At 69.6% G+C, this 13,216-nt stretch carries 11 protein-coding genes and 1 pseudogene; 6 read left to right on the forward strand and 6 right to left on the reverse strand.

Annotated features, from left to right (window positions below; genetic code table 11):
* Nucleotides 1–242, reverse strand: a pseudogene (locus ABZ906_RS33635) (hypothetical protein); the annotation flags it as partial.
* 56 nt (nucleotides 243–298) lie between these two features.
* Nucleotides 299–676 carry a hypothetical protein gene (locus ABZ906_RS33640; RefSeq protein WP_361389528.1) on the reverse strand — a complete coding sequence of 126 codons (378 nt, stop codon included), beginning with the start codon at nucleotides 674–676 and terminating at the stop codon, nucleotides 299–301.
* A gap of 178 nt (nucleotides 677–854) precedes the next feature.
* Here ABZ906_RS33640 and ABZ906_RS33645 point away from each other — a divergent pair, with 178 nt between their 5' ends.
* The gene (locus ABZ906_RS33645; protein ID WP_361389530.1) at nucleotides 855–1,670 is read left to right on the forward strand and encodes an HAD family hydrolase; all 816 of its coding nucleotides are present in this window, start codon (nucleotides 855–857) and stop codon (nucleotides 1,668–1,670) included.
* A 4-nt stretch (nucleotides 1,671–1,674) separates the two neighbouring features.
* Here the strand turns inward: ABZ906_RS33645 and ABZ906_RS33650 are convergent, their stop codons facing one another.
* Nucleotides 1,675–3,663, reverse strand: coding sequence for a CocE/NonD family hydrolase (locus tag ABZ906_RS33650; protein WP_361389532.1), 1,989 nt, complete (start codon nucleotides 3,661–3,663; stop codon nucleotides 1,675–1,677).
* A gap of 19 nt (nucleotides 3,664–3,682) precedes the next feature.
* Nucleotides 3,683–5,197 carry an oligopeptide:H+ symporter gene (locus ABZ906_RS33655; RefSeq protein ID WP_361199695.1) on the reverse strand — a complete coding sequence of 505 codons (1,515 nt, stop codon included), beginning with the start codon at nucleotides 5,195–5,197 and terminating at the stop codon, nucleotides 3,683–3,685.
* 320 nt (nucleotides 5,198–5,517) lie between these two features.
* Between ABZ906_RS33655 and ABZ906_RS33660 the strand changes: the two genes are divergently transcribed.
* From ABZ906_RS33660 to ABZ906_RS33680, 5 genes are all read left to right on the forward strand, one after another.
* The gene (locus ABZ906_RS33660) at nucleotides 5,518–6,528 is read left to right on the forward strand and encodes a polyprenyl synthetase family protein (RefSeq protein ID WP_361199692.1); all 1,011 of its coding nucleotides are present in this window, start codon (nucleotides 5,518–5,520) and stop codon (nucleotides 6,526–6,528) included.
* 163 nt (nucleotides 6,529–6,691) lie between these two features.
* The gene (locus tag ABZ906_RS33665) at nucleotides 6,692–7,651 is read left to right on the forward strand and encodes a CHRD domain-containing protein (RefSeq protein ID WP_361389534.1); all 960 of its coding nucleotides are present in this window, start codon (nucleotides 6,692–6,694) and stop codon (nucleotides 7,649–7,651) included.
* Nucleotides 7,652–7,975: 324 nt separating this feature from the next.
* The gene (locus ABZ906_RS33670; RefSeq protein WP_361389536.1) at nucleotides 7,976–9,283 is read left to right on the forward strand and encodes a DUF2092 domain-containing protein; all 1,308 of its coding nucleotides are present in this window, start codon (nucleotides 7,976–7,978) and stop codon (nucleotides 9,281–9,283) included.
* A gap of 151 nt (nucleotides 9,284–9,434) precedes the next feature.
* A complete protein-coding gene (locus ABZ906_RS33675; RefSeq protein WP_361389538.1) occupies nucleotides 9,435–10,412 on the forward strand; it encodes an ABC transporter ATP-binding protein in 978 nt (325 codons plus the stop codon).
* A gap of 109 nt (nucleotides 10,413–10,521) precedes the next feature.
* Nucleotides 10,522–11,364, forward strand: a complete 843-nt coding sequence (locus ABZ906_RS33680; protein WP_361389821.1) for an ABC transporter permease — start codon at nucleotides 10,522–10,524, stop codon at nucleotides 11,362–11,364.
* A 39-nt stretch (nucleotides 11,365–11,403) separates the two neighbouring features.
* Here ABZ906_RS33680 and ABZ906_RS33685 read toward each other — a convergent pair whose 3' ends face one another.
* Together ABZ906_RS33685 and ABZ906_RS33690 are read right to left on the reverse strand one after the other, a co-directional pair.
* A complete protein-coding gene (locus ABZ906_RS33685) occupies nucleotides 11,404–11,997 on the reverse strand; it encodes an NAD(P)H-dependent oxidoreductase (RefSeq protein WP_361389540.1) in 594 nt (197 codons plus the stop codon).
* Nucleotides 11,998–12,190: 193 nt separating this feature from the next.
* Nucleotides 12,191–13,132 (reverse strand): M28 family metallopeptidase, encoded by a 942-nt coding sequence (locus ABZ906_RS33690; RefSeq protein WP_361199678.1) that lies wholly within the window; start codon nucleotides 13,130–13,132, stop codon nucleotides 12,191–12,193.
* Nucleotides 13,133–13,216: the final 84 nt, after the last annotated feature.

The following is a 13,216-nucleotide window of genomic DNA, read 5'->3' on the forward strand; positions in this document are numbered from 1 at the left end:
AGCTTCTTCAGCTTGCCCGGCGCGTCCTCGAACTCCGCCGTGAACGACTCCGCCGTCTTGCCCGCCCACGTGAGGATCGCGTCCTCGCCCGCCATGCCCTTGATGTCACGGAGGACCTTGGAGACGTCGTCGGCGAAGTCGTGCAGGTTCTTCGCCAGATTCCGCACCCGGTCCGGATCACCGGGCGTCGGGTCCTTGTCCAGGTCAAGGACATGCCAATCCGCCGGACGATTCCCCGCCATCCCGCAACCCCCGCCACGTGTCCACCACTAGTCACTCCGTGCAAAGAGCAAAGTTACTAGGAACGCAGGTGGGGACGGGTGCCGGAGGGAGTTTCATTACCAGATGCGTACGTCCAGGCCGGGGAGTCCGGTGGTGGCGCGGGCCAGATTTGCAGGGTGGTGAAGTCGAGGGCCGCGTCGGCTTCCTTGTCGCCCGTGGGTTGGCGGCCTTGTGCGTCGGGCTTGTAGTAGAGGCCGTACGCCCAGAACTCGGGGAACTCGTGGCCCATGATTTCGTGCTCCGGCGTCTCGATGTCCGCCGGCGTGTACCGCTCATTGATCCTGGCGACGGCTTCCGCCCGGGGCATGTCGAACAGTTCCACCATGACGTCCACCATCTCGCGGTAGTACTCCAGCATGGTGTCGCTCAGGGGTGCGAGGAACTCGTGCGTCATCTCTTCTCCGGATGAGGATTTCGGGTCAAGTACTACCGTAAGGACGGTTCGCGCAGACTCGTCTCGGTGAATCCGGTGGGCGCCGGTAGTGCGACCAGCGCACCACGGCGTGTCACGGCGCGTCACAGCTCCCGTCACACTGCTTTCAGCATCGCCCGGGATCCGTATTCTCTGGATCATGGCTGCACCCCTCGCATATTCACTTATCGCCACTGACCTGGACGGAACGCTGCTGCGCGGTGACGACACCGTCTCCGACCGGTCGTTGGCCGCGCTGGCGGCGGCCGTCGCCGCGGGGGCGCACCACCTGGTGGTGACCGGACGGCCCGCGCCGCGGGTGAAGCCGCTGCTCGACGATCTGGGAGGCGGCGGCCTCGCGGTGTGCGGGCAGGGGGCGCAGTTGTACGACGCCGGGACCGACCGCATGCTCTGGTCCGTGACGCTGGACCGCGAGCTCGCCGAGGCCGCGCTCGGCAAGATCGAGGCGGAGGTGGGGGAGGTCTACGCCGCCGTCGACCAGGACGGCGTGGACGGGCTCACCCTCATCGAGCCGGGGTATCTGATGCCGCATCCCACCCTGCCCGCGGTGCGCGTGCACAGGCGGGACGCGCTCTGGGCCGAGCCCATCAGCAAGGTGCTGCTGCGCCACCCCGAGCTGAACGACGACGAGTTGGCCGCCGTGGCGCGCGACGCCGTCGGGCCTCTCGCCACCGTCACCATGTCCGGGCCCGGCACCGTCGAGCTCCAGCCGCGCGGCGTGACCAAGGCGACCGGGCTCGCGCTCGCCGCCGAGCGGATCGGGATGTCCGCCGAGGACACCATCGCCTTCGGGGACATGCCCAATGACGTGCCGATGTTCGTGTGGGCGGCCCGCGGTGTCGCCATGGCCAACGCCCACCCCGACCTGAAGTCCGCCGCCGATGAGGTGACTTCGTCCAATGAGGACGACGGGGTGGCCGTCGTGCTTGAGCGGCTGCTGGCCTCCCCCGAGTGAAGCTCTAGCCCGCCGTTCGCGGGATGCGCTTCTCCCAGGTGCGGTGGAAGACGACCTCGTCGCCCTCCCTGCACACCACCTCGTTCGACGTGATGAAGTCCGCCGCGTCGCACGTGATCTCCGAGCGGGAGACGATCGACACGTCCCACGCCAGTTCCGGGCGGTGCAGCCGGATCGTCCAGTCCGAGCGGGTGCGGGCGCTGAGGGGGTCGAACTCGTTGATCGTGTACGTCTCCACCGCGTCCTCGGTGAATTCGAGGCCGTCCGGGTAGACCCGCGTACCGCCGTAGCGCGGGTCCACCTCCAGGCGCCATTCGCCCTTCGCCACATCGCGGACGACCAGGCGCTCGGGGCGCAGCTCGTCGAGCGTCGCGGGGTACACCACCCCGAGCGGCTCCGACTGCTCGGGGGCGGAGAAGGTGATCGCCGGGTCGAGATCGCCCTCCCGCACCGGGAGTTCGAGGGCGCTGCCGACCGGGTCGAGGACGAAGCCCGCCGAATCCGCCTGCGGCCAGATCCACGGCCAGTACGCGGACGACACCGCGAGGCGGATCTTGTGGCCCGGCGGGAACGTGTGGCCGATCGCGTTCAGTTCGAAGGTCACGTCTTCCGTCTCGCCCACCGGCCACGGGTCCACCCGGTCCCGGCCGTTGCGGGCGGAGAGGTTCAGGACGCCTCGCGTGACCAGGGTCGACGAGCCGTCCGGGGCGACGTCGCACACCCGCGCGATCGCCTGGCCCGACGGGGTGTCCATCGCCAGGCGCAGCGTCACCCTGGGGCGGCCGAGGATGCGTACGGCCGAGGGGACCTCGAACTCGAAGCACGCCGACTTGGCGTCCTCGTCCCGCTGGTCGGGCGGCAGGTCAGCGTCATTGCCGAAGGGGAAGTAGCGGCCCGCGTCCAGGCCGGTGTGCTGGGGCGAGTTCACGATCACCGGGGCGCCCTGGAGGGCGTACGGGGTCGGCGTGACGTTCGGGGAAGGCCAGGAGGGGTCGCCGACCCAGCCGCCCGGCAGCTCGTCGTACACCGTCGCCGGCGGGTGCGAGTCGCTGATCCAGGAGCGGAGCTTCGGCTCCGCCATGACGCCGGTGTCCACCCCCTTCAGGTGGTGGTCCCACCAGCGCAGCGTCTCCTGGAGGAAGCCGATCGCCGGGCCCGGCGGCAGACCGCGGTCCGGGTACTGGTGCGACCACGGTCCGATCAAGCCCCGTACGTCGCCCGGCAGATGTTCGACCAGGCGCAGGACCGTGTCCCGGTAGGGGTCGTGGAAGCCGCCCACCGCGAGCACCGCGGCCCCGATCGCGGAGTAGTCCTCGCAGACGCTGCCGTGCTGCCAGTAGGCGTCGCGGGTCTGGTGGTCGAGCCAGGTGTGGATGAAGGGGGCGACGGCTTCGAGGCGGGAGAGCCACATGTCCCGCCAGCGGTCGCCGACGAACAGCGGGTCCGGCGGCCGGGACACGAAGGCGAGCATCGTCGACGCCCACGCGTGCATGTCCACCGCGAGGACGGAACCACCCATGTAGTGCACGTCGTTGTCATAGCGGTCGTCCGCGGAGCAGACCGTGACGATCGCCTTGAGCGGCTCGGGCGCGAGGGCCGCGATCTGGAGGGAGTTGAAGCCGCCCCAGGAGATGCCGAACATGCCGACCTTGCCGGTGGACCAGGGCTGCGCGGCGAGCCAGTTGACGACCTCGACCCCGTCGGCCAGCTCGACCGGGGAGTATTCGTCGCCCGGCATGCCCTCCGAGTTGCCGTGCCCCCGCACGTCCACGCGCACGGAGGCGTAGCCGTGGCCCGCGTACCAGGGATGGCGCTGGAAGTCGCGGGGCGCCGTCCAGTCGCTCAGGCGGTAGGGGAGGTACTCCAGGAGCACGGGGACGGGTTCGTCCGTCACCGGGCGCCAGACGCGGGCGTAGAGCCTGGTCCCGTCCGGGAGGGGGATCAGGACGTCTTCGCGCGTGGTCTCGTACGGGAAGGAAGTGCGAATCTGCATGGGGGGAACCTCAGTGTCCTCAGTGGACGGGGTGCATGGTGCGGCGCAGCCACGGTGCGAGCAGGACGACGGCGACACCGGCGGCCACCGCGATGGCGCCGTTGACGCCGAAGTACGCCGGGTTGGAGACCTCTCCGTACAGCTTCACGACCTGTGCCTGGATGCCGTTGGCGAGGGCGAGCGAGAGGAACCAGAGGGCCATGGTCTGGCTGGCGAAGGCCTGCGGGGCGAGCTTCGTCGTGGCCGACATGCCGGAGGTCTCCACGAGGATGTCGCCGAGGCCGAGCAGCAGATAGGAACCGACGATCCACCAGACCGCCATCTTGTACGTGTCGTCGCCGTGCCCCGAGGTCGGCAGGACCATCAGGATGAACGAGAGGCCGCCCAGGATGACGCCGAAGGCGATCTTGTTGGAGGCGTGCGGCTGGCGGCGGCCCATCCGGGCCCAGACCGCGGCGACGACGGGGGCGAGCGCGACCTCGAAGGCGCCGAGCGCGGAGGCGTACCAGCTCGCGGGGAAGGTGAAGCCGAGGATCGACGTCTCGGCGTTCGTCGACGCGAGCAGGATCATCGTCGAGTAGGCCTGGAAGAGGATGAAGTTGAAGACGACCGAGGCGAGGAAGAGCACCACGTAGGGCCGCAGGCGGCCGCGTTCCTCTGCGCTCACCCGCGGGCTGCGGAACATGACCGCGAAGTAGACGATCGGCGCGATCACCGAGACGACGGTGAGCAGGTCGACGAAGCGGTCCATCGTCAGCCAGCCGACGGCGGCGAGCACTCCCGCGAGGACGGCGAACGCGAGGATGCCCGCGACGATCAGGAGGACCGCGCGGCGCATCGCGGTCTTGGGCAGCGCGAACTCCGCCGACGCCTTGCGTCCGGCGAGGTGGCGGCGGCCCAGGACGTACTGGACCAGGCCGAAGGTCATGCCGATCGCGGCCGCCGAGAAGCCCCAGTGCCAGCCCTTGTGGTCGCCGAGCCAGCCGGTGATCAGCGGGCCCGCGAACGCGCCGATGTTGATGCCCATGTAGTACAGCGCGAAACCGGCGTCGCGCCGCTGGTCGTCGGTGCGGTAGAGCTTGCCGACCATCGAGGCGACGTTCGGCTTCAGGAGCCCGGTGCCCGCGCTGATCAGGCCCAGGCCCACCCAGGTCATGGTCGCCGTCGGTACGGCCATCGAGTAGTGGCCGCAGGCGATGAGGATGCCGCCCCACAGGACCGCGCGGTACGAGCCGAGGATGCGGTCGGCGAGCCAGCCGCCGGCCACCGACACCAGATAGACGAGCGTTCCGTACGCCGCCGACACCGACGCGGCGGTTCCGGAATCCATGCCCATTCCGTCGTTCGCGACGGAGTCCGCGAAGTAGAGGACGAGGATGGCCTGCATGCCGAGGAACGAGAAGCGCTCCCAGACTTCGAGGCCGGACAGGGTGAGCAGACCGCGCGGCTGCCCGAAGAACGCGTGGTCGTCGCCGGGCGGCGGATCCGTGGGGGAGTCCGCGGGCGGTTCGCTGTCGGCCTCGGTGCGGGACAAAGGTTGTGCTCCCGGTAGTTCCGTTTGGTTCTGTTTGCCGTGAAGCTTCGGCGGATCGCGGGATGATGCGGTCTTCCGGCCCTTATCGGCTGATCAAGAACATACCGGTGGTGATCGAACGTCGCCTGGGCGGCATTGCACAGGCGGGTGCCCACTGTGATCGAAAGGCGACCGGATACGCTGACTTGTGTGATGGCAGCGACACATCGACAAACCGTGTCATCGACCCCGTCATCACGCAAAGATCGACCGAGTGATGATCGACCGAGTGATCCAGCGAGTGACCGACTTGTGATCGTCAGCAGACAGGAGAACCCCTCGTGACCGTCGTCGGGCCCTTCGGCCTCAGCGTGCGGGACCAGGCTCTCGAAGCCGATGTCCAGGCCGGATTGGCGGCCGTCGAGGAAGGTCTGCTCGACGCCACCAAAAGCGGGGTCCCCTTCATCACGGAGGCCGCGCAGCATCTGGTGCGTGCGGGCGGCAAGCGGTTCAGGCCGCTCCTCGTGATGCTCGCCTCGCAGTTCGGCGATCCGTACGCGCCGGGCGTCGTGCCCTCCGCCGTCGTCGTCGAGCTCACGCACCTCGCGACGCTCTACCACGACGACGTGATGGACGAGGCGGACGTGCGCCGCGGCGTCGAGAGCGCCAATCAGCGCTGGGGCAACTCCGTCGCCGTGCTCACCGGCGACTTCCTGTTCGCCCGCGCCTCGTACATCCTGGCCGACCTCGGTCCGGACGCCGTCCGCATCCAGGCGGAGGCGTTCGAACGCCTGGTCACCGGCCAGATCCTGGAGACGGCGGGGCCCACCGAGGGCCGCGACCCGGTCGACCACTACCTCGACGTGCTCGGCGGCAAGACCGGCTCGCTCGTCGCCGTGGCGTGCCGGTTCGGCGCCATGATGTCGGGCGCCGACGAGACCGTCGTGGACGTCCTGACCCAGTACGGGGAGCGGCTCGGCGTGGCTTTCCAGCTCGCCGACGACGTCCTCGACATCGCCTCCGACTCGCACGAGTCCGGCAAGACGCCGGGCACGGACCTCCGTGAAGGCATCCCCACCCTTCCGGTCCTGCGGCTTCGCGAGCGGGTGGAGAAGCTCGGGCTCCCCGAGGACATCGCCCTGAGCGAGCTGCTCGACTCGGATCTGACGGACGACGCGCGGCACGCCGAGGCGCTGGCGCGGCTGCGGGCCCACCCGGCCCTCGAGCAGGCGCGCAAGGACACCGTGCGGTTCGCCGAGGAGGCGCGGGACACGCTCGCGCCGCTGCGGGACTGCGACGCGAAGGCGGCGCTGGTCGAGCTCTGCGATCTGGTGGTGCACCGGGCGGGCTGAGGCCTTCTCGATGAATGCTGGAGATGTGACCCAGGGTGTGTCCTAGGTCACACCTCCATTTCTTCTTTGGATTGAGTCCAGGATCGGATCCATTCCGTACCTATGCCCGGAAGCTGACGCAGGGGGCGTCGGCTCGGGTACGGGGAGATTTCTGATCATGGGCATGAGTGGCAGTTCAAGTACTTCCGCGAACCGGCGCCGGGCTCTGCTCGCGGCCGGTGTGGCCGTCGCCGCGGCGGGAGGGGTGGCGGTCTCGGCGCCGTCAGCCGCCGCGCACGACGGCAGTCATGGCTCGACCGGTGGCGGATCGGTCTTCGCGGCGAGCATGAACGGCGCGAACGAGGTGCCCGTGCCCGGCGGGCCCGCGGTCGGCGACAAGGACGGCAGGGCGCTGGAGTTCGTCCGGGTCAAGGGCGACAAGGTGTCCGTCACCGTCAAGTGGCGCGGCACCGGCAAGCCGACCGGCCTCCACATCCACCAGGGCGTCAAGGGCACCAACGGCGGCATCAAGATCGAGTTCACGAAGCTGCTCGGCAAGAGCAAGGGCAACCGTGTCACCGGCACGGTCAGGGTCGCCGACGCGGCGCTGCTCGCACAGCTGAAGGCGAACCCCGGCAGCTTCTACGCGAACCTGCACACCGCCGAGTTCCCCGGCGGCGCGGTCCGCGGCCAGCTCCACAAGGTGACCGCGGACGTCGACTTCCGCCACGCGGCGGCCGGCTTCCAGGCGTCGGTCATCGAGGGCAAGCAGATCTACGAGTGCAAGAAGGCCGACGACGGCTCCGGGAAGTTCGCCTTCGCCCAGCGTGACGTGCGCGCCCGGCTCGGCGGCAACATCGCGCACGACTTCGTCGCCCCCAACTCGGGCACTCCGCGCTGGACCGCGCCCGACCGCAGCCAGGTCACCGGCAAGCTGATCTCCAAGACCCCGAACGGCGACAAGAACATTCCCGAACTCGACCTGGCGGCAACCCAGACCGGCAAGCGGCACGGGCTGCTCGCGCGCACCGCGGAGATCCTGCGCCTGAACACGGTGGGCGGCATCGCCCCGGCGGGTGACTGCAAGCCCGGCGCCATCGCGAAGGTGCCGTACAAGGCGGACTACGTGTTCGTGCAGCGCTGAGCCTTCGTGCAGTGCAGTGCTGAGCCTTCGTGCAGCGCAGCGCTGAGCCGCGTTTTCGTGCGGCGTTGAGCCCGGTGACTCAGGGCTGAAGCGGCGTCTCCCCTACGGGACGGGGGAGGCGCCGCCTCTCTGTGTCATCCCACAGCAGTACGTGGAGTTGCTCCCGGGGTCTGACGCTTCTCGCTGGCCGATTTGGTCGTATGGACACAGCAAGGTCCGGCAAGAACAACCACTCCTGACCTATTCGGGTGAGAATGGCGGCACAGGGTGGACGCACGCACGTACTGGGAAAGGCCGCCGCCGACCACGGAGGTAGGGCACACAATGGCACCGTACGAACCGGAGCAGGACACCAGCGGGACCGGGGAACTGCGCGCGGGCCGCAGAAAGGCCGCGCGTTACGTGGTCCCCGTCGCGGTGGCGGGGGTGGCGGCGGCGACCATCGGTCTCGTCCCGGCGCTCGCCACTTCGGGCGACCCCGATCTGCCCGATGTCACCGCACAGGAACTGATCGAGAAGATCGCCGCGTCGGACACGCAGCAGCTCTCGGGCAACGTGAAGATCAGCACCGACCTCGGCCTGCCGTCCTTCGGCGGCGACATGGCCGGTGGCTTCGCCCCGGGCGGCGGCGGAAGCGACGAGGGCGGGGACGGCAAGGGCTCGGCCGCGGACCCGCAGTCCAAGCTGATGGAACTGGCCTCCGGCACGCACACGCTGCGCGTCGCCGCCGACGGCCCCGACAAGCAGAAGCTGTCCGTCCTCGACGACGCCGCCGAGTACAGCCTGATCCACAACGGCGACGACGTATGGGCGTACGACAGCAAGTCGAACGAGGCGTACCACTCGAAGGCCGAGGGCAAGGGCTCCGGCGAGAGGGGTTCCGGCGAGAAGGGTTCCGGCGGGAAGGGCTCCGGCGACAAGGCCCTCCCCGAGGGCGTTCCCTCCACGCCCAAGGAGCTGGCCGAGGAAGCCCTGAAGGCGGTCGACGACACGACCTCCGTCAAGGTGGACGGCACCGCGCAGGTAGCGGGCCGTGACGCGTACCGCCTGGTCATCAAGCCCAAGCAGACCGGCTCGACGGTCGGCCAGATCACGGTCGCGGTGGACTCCGAGACGGGTACGCCGCTGAAGTTCACGCTCAGCCCGGCGGGCGGCGGCAGCGCGGTCGTCGACGCGGGCTTCACGAAGGTCGACTTCGGCAAGCCGGCCGCGTCGACCTTCGACTTCACGCCGCCCAAGGGCGCGAAGGTCACGGAGGCCGACGAAGCCAAGGCCGGGACGCACCGTTTCAAGGACGGCGGCAAGGAGTTCGGCGGCAAGGAGTTCAACGGCAAGGAGTTCAAGGGCGGGCAGGACCTGAGCGGTCTGAACGTCATCGGCAAGGGCTGGAACTCCATCGCCGAGCTCGAACTGCCGGGCGGCCAGGGCCTCCCGACGGGCGGCTCCGGCGACGTACCGGCGGACGCGCAGCGGCTGCTCGACTCGCTCGGCGACCAGGTCTCGGGCAAGTTCGGCTCGGGCACGGTCTTCAAGACGCGCCTGGTCAACGCCCTCATCACCGAGGACGGCAAGGTCTACGCGGGCGCGGTGACGAAGGACGCCCTGGTGAAGGCGGCGAACGCGGCGAAGTAGCGCCCCTTAGGGGGCGCGGGGAACGGCGCGAACAGCCACTACGCACCCGCGCGTGGCATACCGGCGGCGGATTCAGGGGACACACCCCTGAGTCCGCCGCAGCGGTGACCGGCAGCGCAGCCACCGGGCGCTCGGGCGATGGGAGGACCAAGTGCCGAGCACCAGCGGCAGTGCAGCGGAAAGCGTGATCGAGACCTCCGGTCTCACCAAGCGCTACGGCAAGCAGTTGGCCGTGGACCAGCTGAGCCTCACGGTCCCCACCGGCAGCGTCTTCGGTTTCCTGGGGCCGAACGGCTCGGGCAAGACGACCACCATCCGGATGCTGATGGGCCTGATCGAGCCGACTTCGGGCCGGGCCAGGGTCCTCGGCCGCCCCGTGCCGCGCGAGATCCGCGGGGTGCTCCCGCACGTGGGCGCGCTCATCGAGGGCCCGGCGCTCTACGGCTTCCTCTCCGGCCGCGACAACCTCCTGCGGTACGACGCCGCGGACCCGACCGCCGATCCCCGCACCCGCCGCGCCCGCGCCGAAGCAGCCCTGGACCGGGTGGGGTTGACGGCCGCCGCGGGCAAGAAGGCCAAGGCGTACTCACTGGGCATGAAGCAACGCCTGGGCCTCGCCGCCGCGCTGCTCCAGCCGCGCAGGCTCCTCGTGCTCGACGAGCCGACCAACGGACTCGACCCGCAGGGCATGCGCGAGATCCGGGCGCTGGTGCGGGAGCTGGCGTCGGAGGGCACGACGGTGTTCCTCTCCTCGCACCTCCTGGACGAGATCGAGCAGGTCTGCACGCATGCCGCGGTGATGGCGCAGGGCCGGCTCATCACGCAGGGCCCGGTCGCCGAACTCGCCGCCGGTGTGCGGGGACGGCTGACCGTGACGACCCCGGACACGGGCGACGCGGCCCGCGTCCTGAAGGAACTCGGCGTGACGGATCTCGTCGTGACGGAGGACCGCGTGACGGGCGAACCGCCGGGCGCGGGCACACCGGCCGACCCCGGCACCGACCTCGCGGAACTGAACGCCGCCCTGGTCGGGGCGGGCGTACGGGTGCGGGGCTTCGGCGTCGAAAGGGCATCGCTCGAGGACGCGTTCGTGGCACTGACGGGGGAGGGCTTCGATGTCGCGGGCTGAGACCGTCGGCGTGGGCGACGAGCACGGTGAGCACGGCGAGCACGACAAGAGCGGCGAGCACGACAACCACGACGGCCACGAGGTACGGGACCGGGGTGACGCGCGCGAGGTGCGGCGGATCTGGACCCTCGGGCTCTTCCGCAGCGAGCTGGGCATCACGTTCCGCCGCTGGCGCACCCTCGCCCTGCTCGGTGTGCTCGCCGCCGTACCGATCCTCGTGGGCATCGCCGTCAAGATCGAGACCAGCGACGGTTCGACGCTGGGCGGGGGCGGTGGCGGCGGCCCCGCGTTCATCGCGCAGATCACCAACAACGGCCTGTTCCTCGTCTTCACCGCCCTCGCCGCGACGCTCCCCTTCTTCCTGCCCATGGCGGTCGGCGTCGTCGCGGGCGACTCCATCGCGGGCGAGTCCAGCGCGGGGACGCTGCGCTATCTGCTCGTCGCCCCGGCGGGCCGGACCCGGCTGCTGCTGGTCAAGTACGCGACGACGATGACGTTCTGCCTGGTCGCGACCCTCGTCGTGGCGCTCTCCGCGCTTGCCGTCGGAGCGCTGCTCTTCCCGCTCGGCGAGGTCACGACGATCTCCGGCACCCGGATCGGCTTCGGCGAAGGACTGCTGCGCGCCCTGCTCATCGCCCTCGTGGTCGCCGCGTCACTGATCGGTGTGGCGGCGCTCGGGCTCTTCGTGTCGACGCTGACGAGCAGCGGCATCGCGGCGATGGCGACGACGGTGGGCCTGCTCATCACGATCCAGATCCTCGACCAGATCCCGCAGCTGCACGCCATCCAGCCGTACTTCTTCTCGCACTACTGGCTGTCCTTCGCCGACCTGATGCGCGAGCCCGTCTACTGGGACGAGCTGGGCAGGAACCTCGGCCTCCAGGGCCTGTACGCGGCGCTGTTCGGCTCGGCGGCGTGGGCGAGGTTCGGGGCGAAGGACATCACGGCGTAGGACGGCACGGGGAGCCGGCGTCAGCTCTCGTACGGGAAGTCAGCTCTCGTACGGGTAACGGGCGAGCGGCGGCTCCTGTGCGAAGAACGTCTTGGCGCGGGCGAGGGCATCGGAGTCGTCGAGCACGTTGCCCGGCCTCGATCCGTTGCCGAGCAGGACGCCGCCGAAGCGCAGCGGGAAGAAGGCGGCGACGTGGTTCAGGGTGCCGATCAGCGGCTCCGCGACCTCTTCCTCGCGGTGGGCGAGCGCCGTCACGCCCCACAGGGCGCGGTTCTTCATGGTGTTCTTGAAGTCGACCTCGGGGACTTCGAGCCAGGCGTCCCAGTAGTCGAGGTAGCGCTTGGTGGTGGCCGACAGCGAGTACCAGTACAGGGGCGACACGACGACGATGTCCGTGGCGTCGAGGGTGGCGTCCAGGAGCAGGGCCTCGTTGTCGCCGGCCGGGCGGGGGCGGGCACGGGGGCGGCTGCCGTCGTGGCGGAGGTCCTCGAAGTCGGGCAGCGGGTGATCGGAGAGGTGCAGCCAGCGCTGCTCGACGTCCGGCGGGAGCTGCTCGGCGGCCTTGCGGGCCAGGGTCTCCGAGTTGCCGTCGTGCCGGGCGCTGCCGAGCAGGAAGAGGAACTTTCGGGTCATGGTGGGCCCCCTGTGTGTGGCATGGCGTGGCGGCGCACGGCCGCGCGGGGCCGTGCAATTACCTGCGCATGCACTATATGTACGCGCAGGTAATTGCGTCCAGGGGGTGCTTCGCCGGCGGGCACCCGGAGAGGCTTTGGGCGTCCGCAGGGGTCCTAGGCGAGCGGATGGTTCCTAGCCGCCCGCGGAGTTCCTAGGCGGAGAGCCCCCACACCGCGTGCGCCACGGCGTCGCTGTTGGTGTCGAGGGCCTTCCCGTCGATGTTCTCCTCCGTGTCGCAGGCGGAGTGGTAGCACTTGTCGAACGGCTCACCGGCCGTGCCGCCCCAGTTCTGGGCCTGCTCGGCGGTCTTCTCGTAGTCCGCGCCGCTGAAGAGGCCGCCGACCGGGATGCCCGCGTCCTTGAACGGCGCGTGGTCCGAGCGGCCGTCGCCCTCCTCGTCGGGCTCCGTGGCGAGGTCGAGGCCGCCGTAGAAGTCCTTGAAGGTCTTCTCGATCGTGGGGTCGTCGTCGTAGACGAAGTAACCCGGGTTCGGGGAGCCGATCATGTCGAAGTTCAGGTAGTCCTTGATCTTCTTGCGCTCGTCGGCGGGGAGTTTGTCGACGTAGTGCGAGGAGCCGACGAGGCCAAGCTCCTCGGCGCCCCACCAGGCGAACCGCAGGTGCTTGCTGGGCTTGTACTGCTCCTTGGCCACGGTGAGCGCGGTCTCCAGGATCGCGGCGGAACCGGAGCCGTTGTCGTTGATGCCGGGACCCGAATCGACGCTGTCGAGGTGCGAGCCCGCCATGACGACCTCGTCGGCGCTGCCGCCGGGCCAGTCGGCGATGAGGTTGTAGCCGGTCTTGCCGTTGGAGGTGAACTCCTGCAAGGAGGTGGTGAATCCGGCCTCGTCCAGCTTGCCCTTCACGTAGTCGATCGAGGCCTTGTAGCCCGCGCTGCCGTGCGCGCGGTTGCCGCCGTTGGACGCGGCGATCGACTGCAACTGCGAGAGGTGGCCTTGGACGTTGGCCACGGAGATGTCGGGAGCGGCCGCTGTGGGGGAGGGGGCCGCGGAGGATATCGCGCTGGTGGTGAGGAGTCCGGCGACGGCTATGACGGCGGCTGCCGTGGTGCGTCCGGGAACGGAGAGCTTCATGTGGGGGGCTCCGTGTTCTGTTGGATCGTTCCGTTGAGGGCCGTGGGGGCCCGTGAGGGTTGACCGATTCCGTGAACGTCGAAC

The sequence above is a fragment of the Streptomyces sp. NPDC046925 genome (genome assembly GCF_040644915.1).
Taxonomy (GTDB): Bacteria; Actinomycetota; Actinomycetes; order Streptomycetales; family Streptomycetaceae; genus Streptomyces.

Coding starts and splice junctions, on each gene's coding strand:
- ABZ906_RS33640 (WP_361389528.1), bottom strand. CDS start 676: ATGACGCACGAGTTCCTCGCACCCCTGAGCGACACCATGCTGGAGTAC.
- ABZ906_RS33645 (WP_361389530.1), top strand. CDS start 855: ATGGCTGCACCCCTCGCATATTCACTTATCGCCACTGACCTGGACGGA.
- ABZ906_RS33650 (WP_361389532.1), bottom strand. CDS start 3,663: ATGCAGATTCGCACTTCCTTCCCGTACGAGACCACGCGCGAAGACGTC.
- ABZ906_RS33665 (WP_361389534.1), top strand. CDS start 6,692: ATGAGTGGCAGTTCAAGTACTTCCGCGAACCGGCGCCGGGCTCTGCTC.
- ABZ906_RS33670 (WP_361389536.1), top strand. CDS start 7,976: ATGGCACCGTACGAACCGGAGCAGGACACCAGCGGGACCGGGGAACTG.
- ABZ906_RS33685 (WP_361389540.1), bottom strand. CDS start 11,997: ATGACCCGAAAGTTCCTCTTCCTGCTCGGCAGCGCCCGGCACGACGGC.
- ABZ906_RS33690 (WP_361199678.1), bottom strand. CDS start 13,132: ATGAAGCTCTCCGTTCCCGGACGCACCACGGCAGCCGCCGTCATAGCC.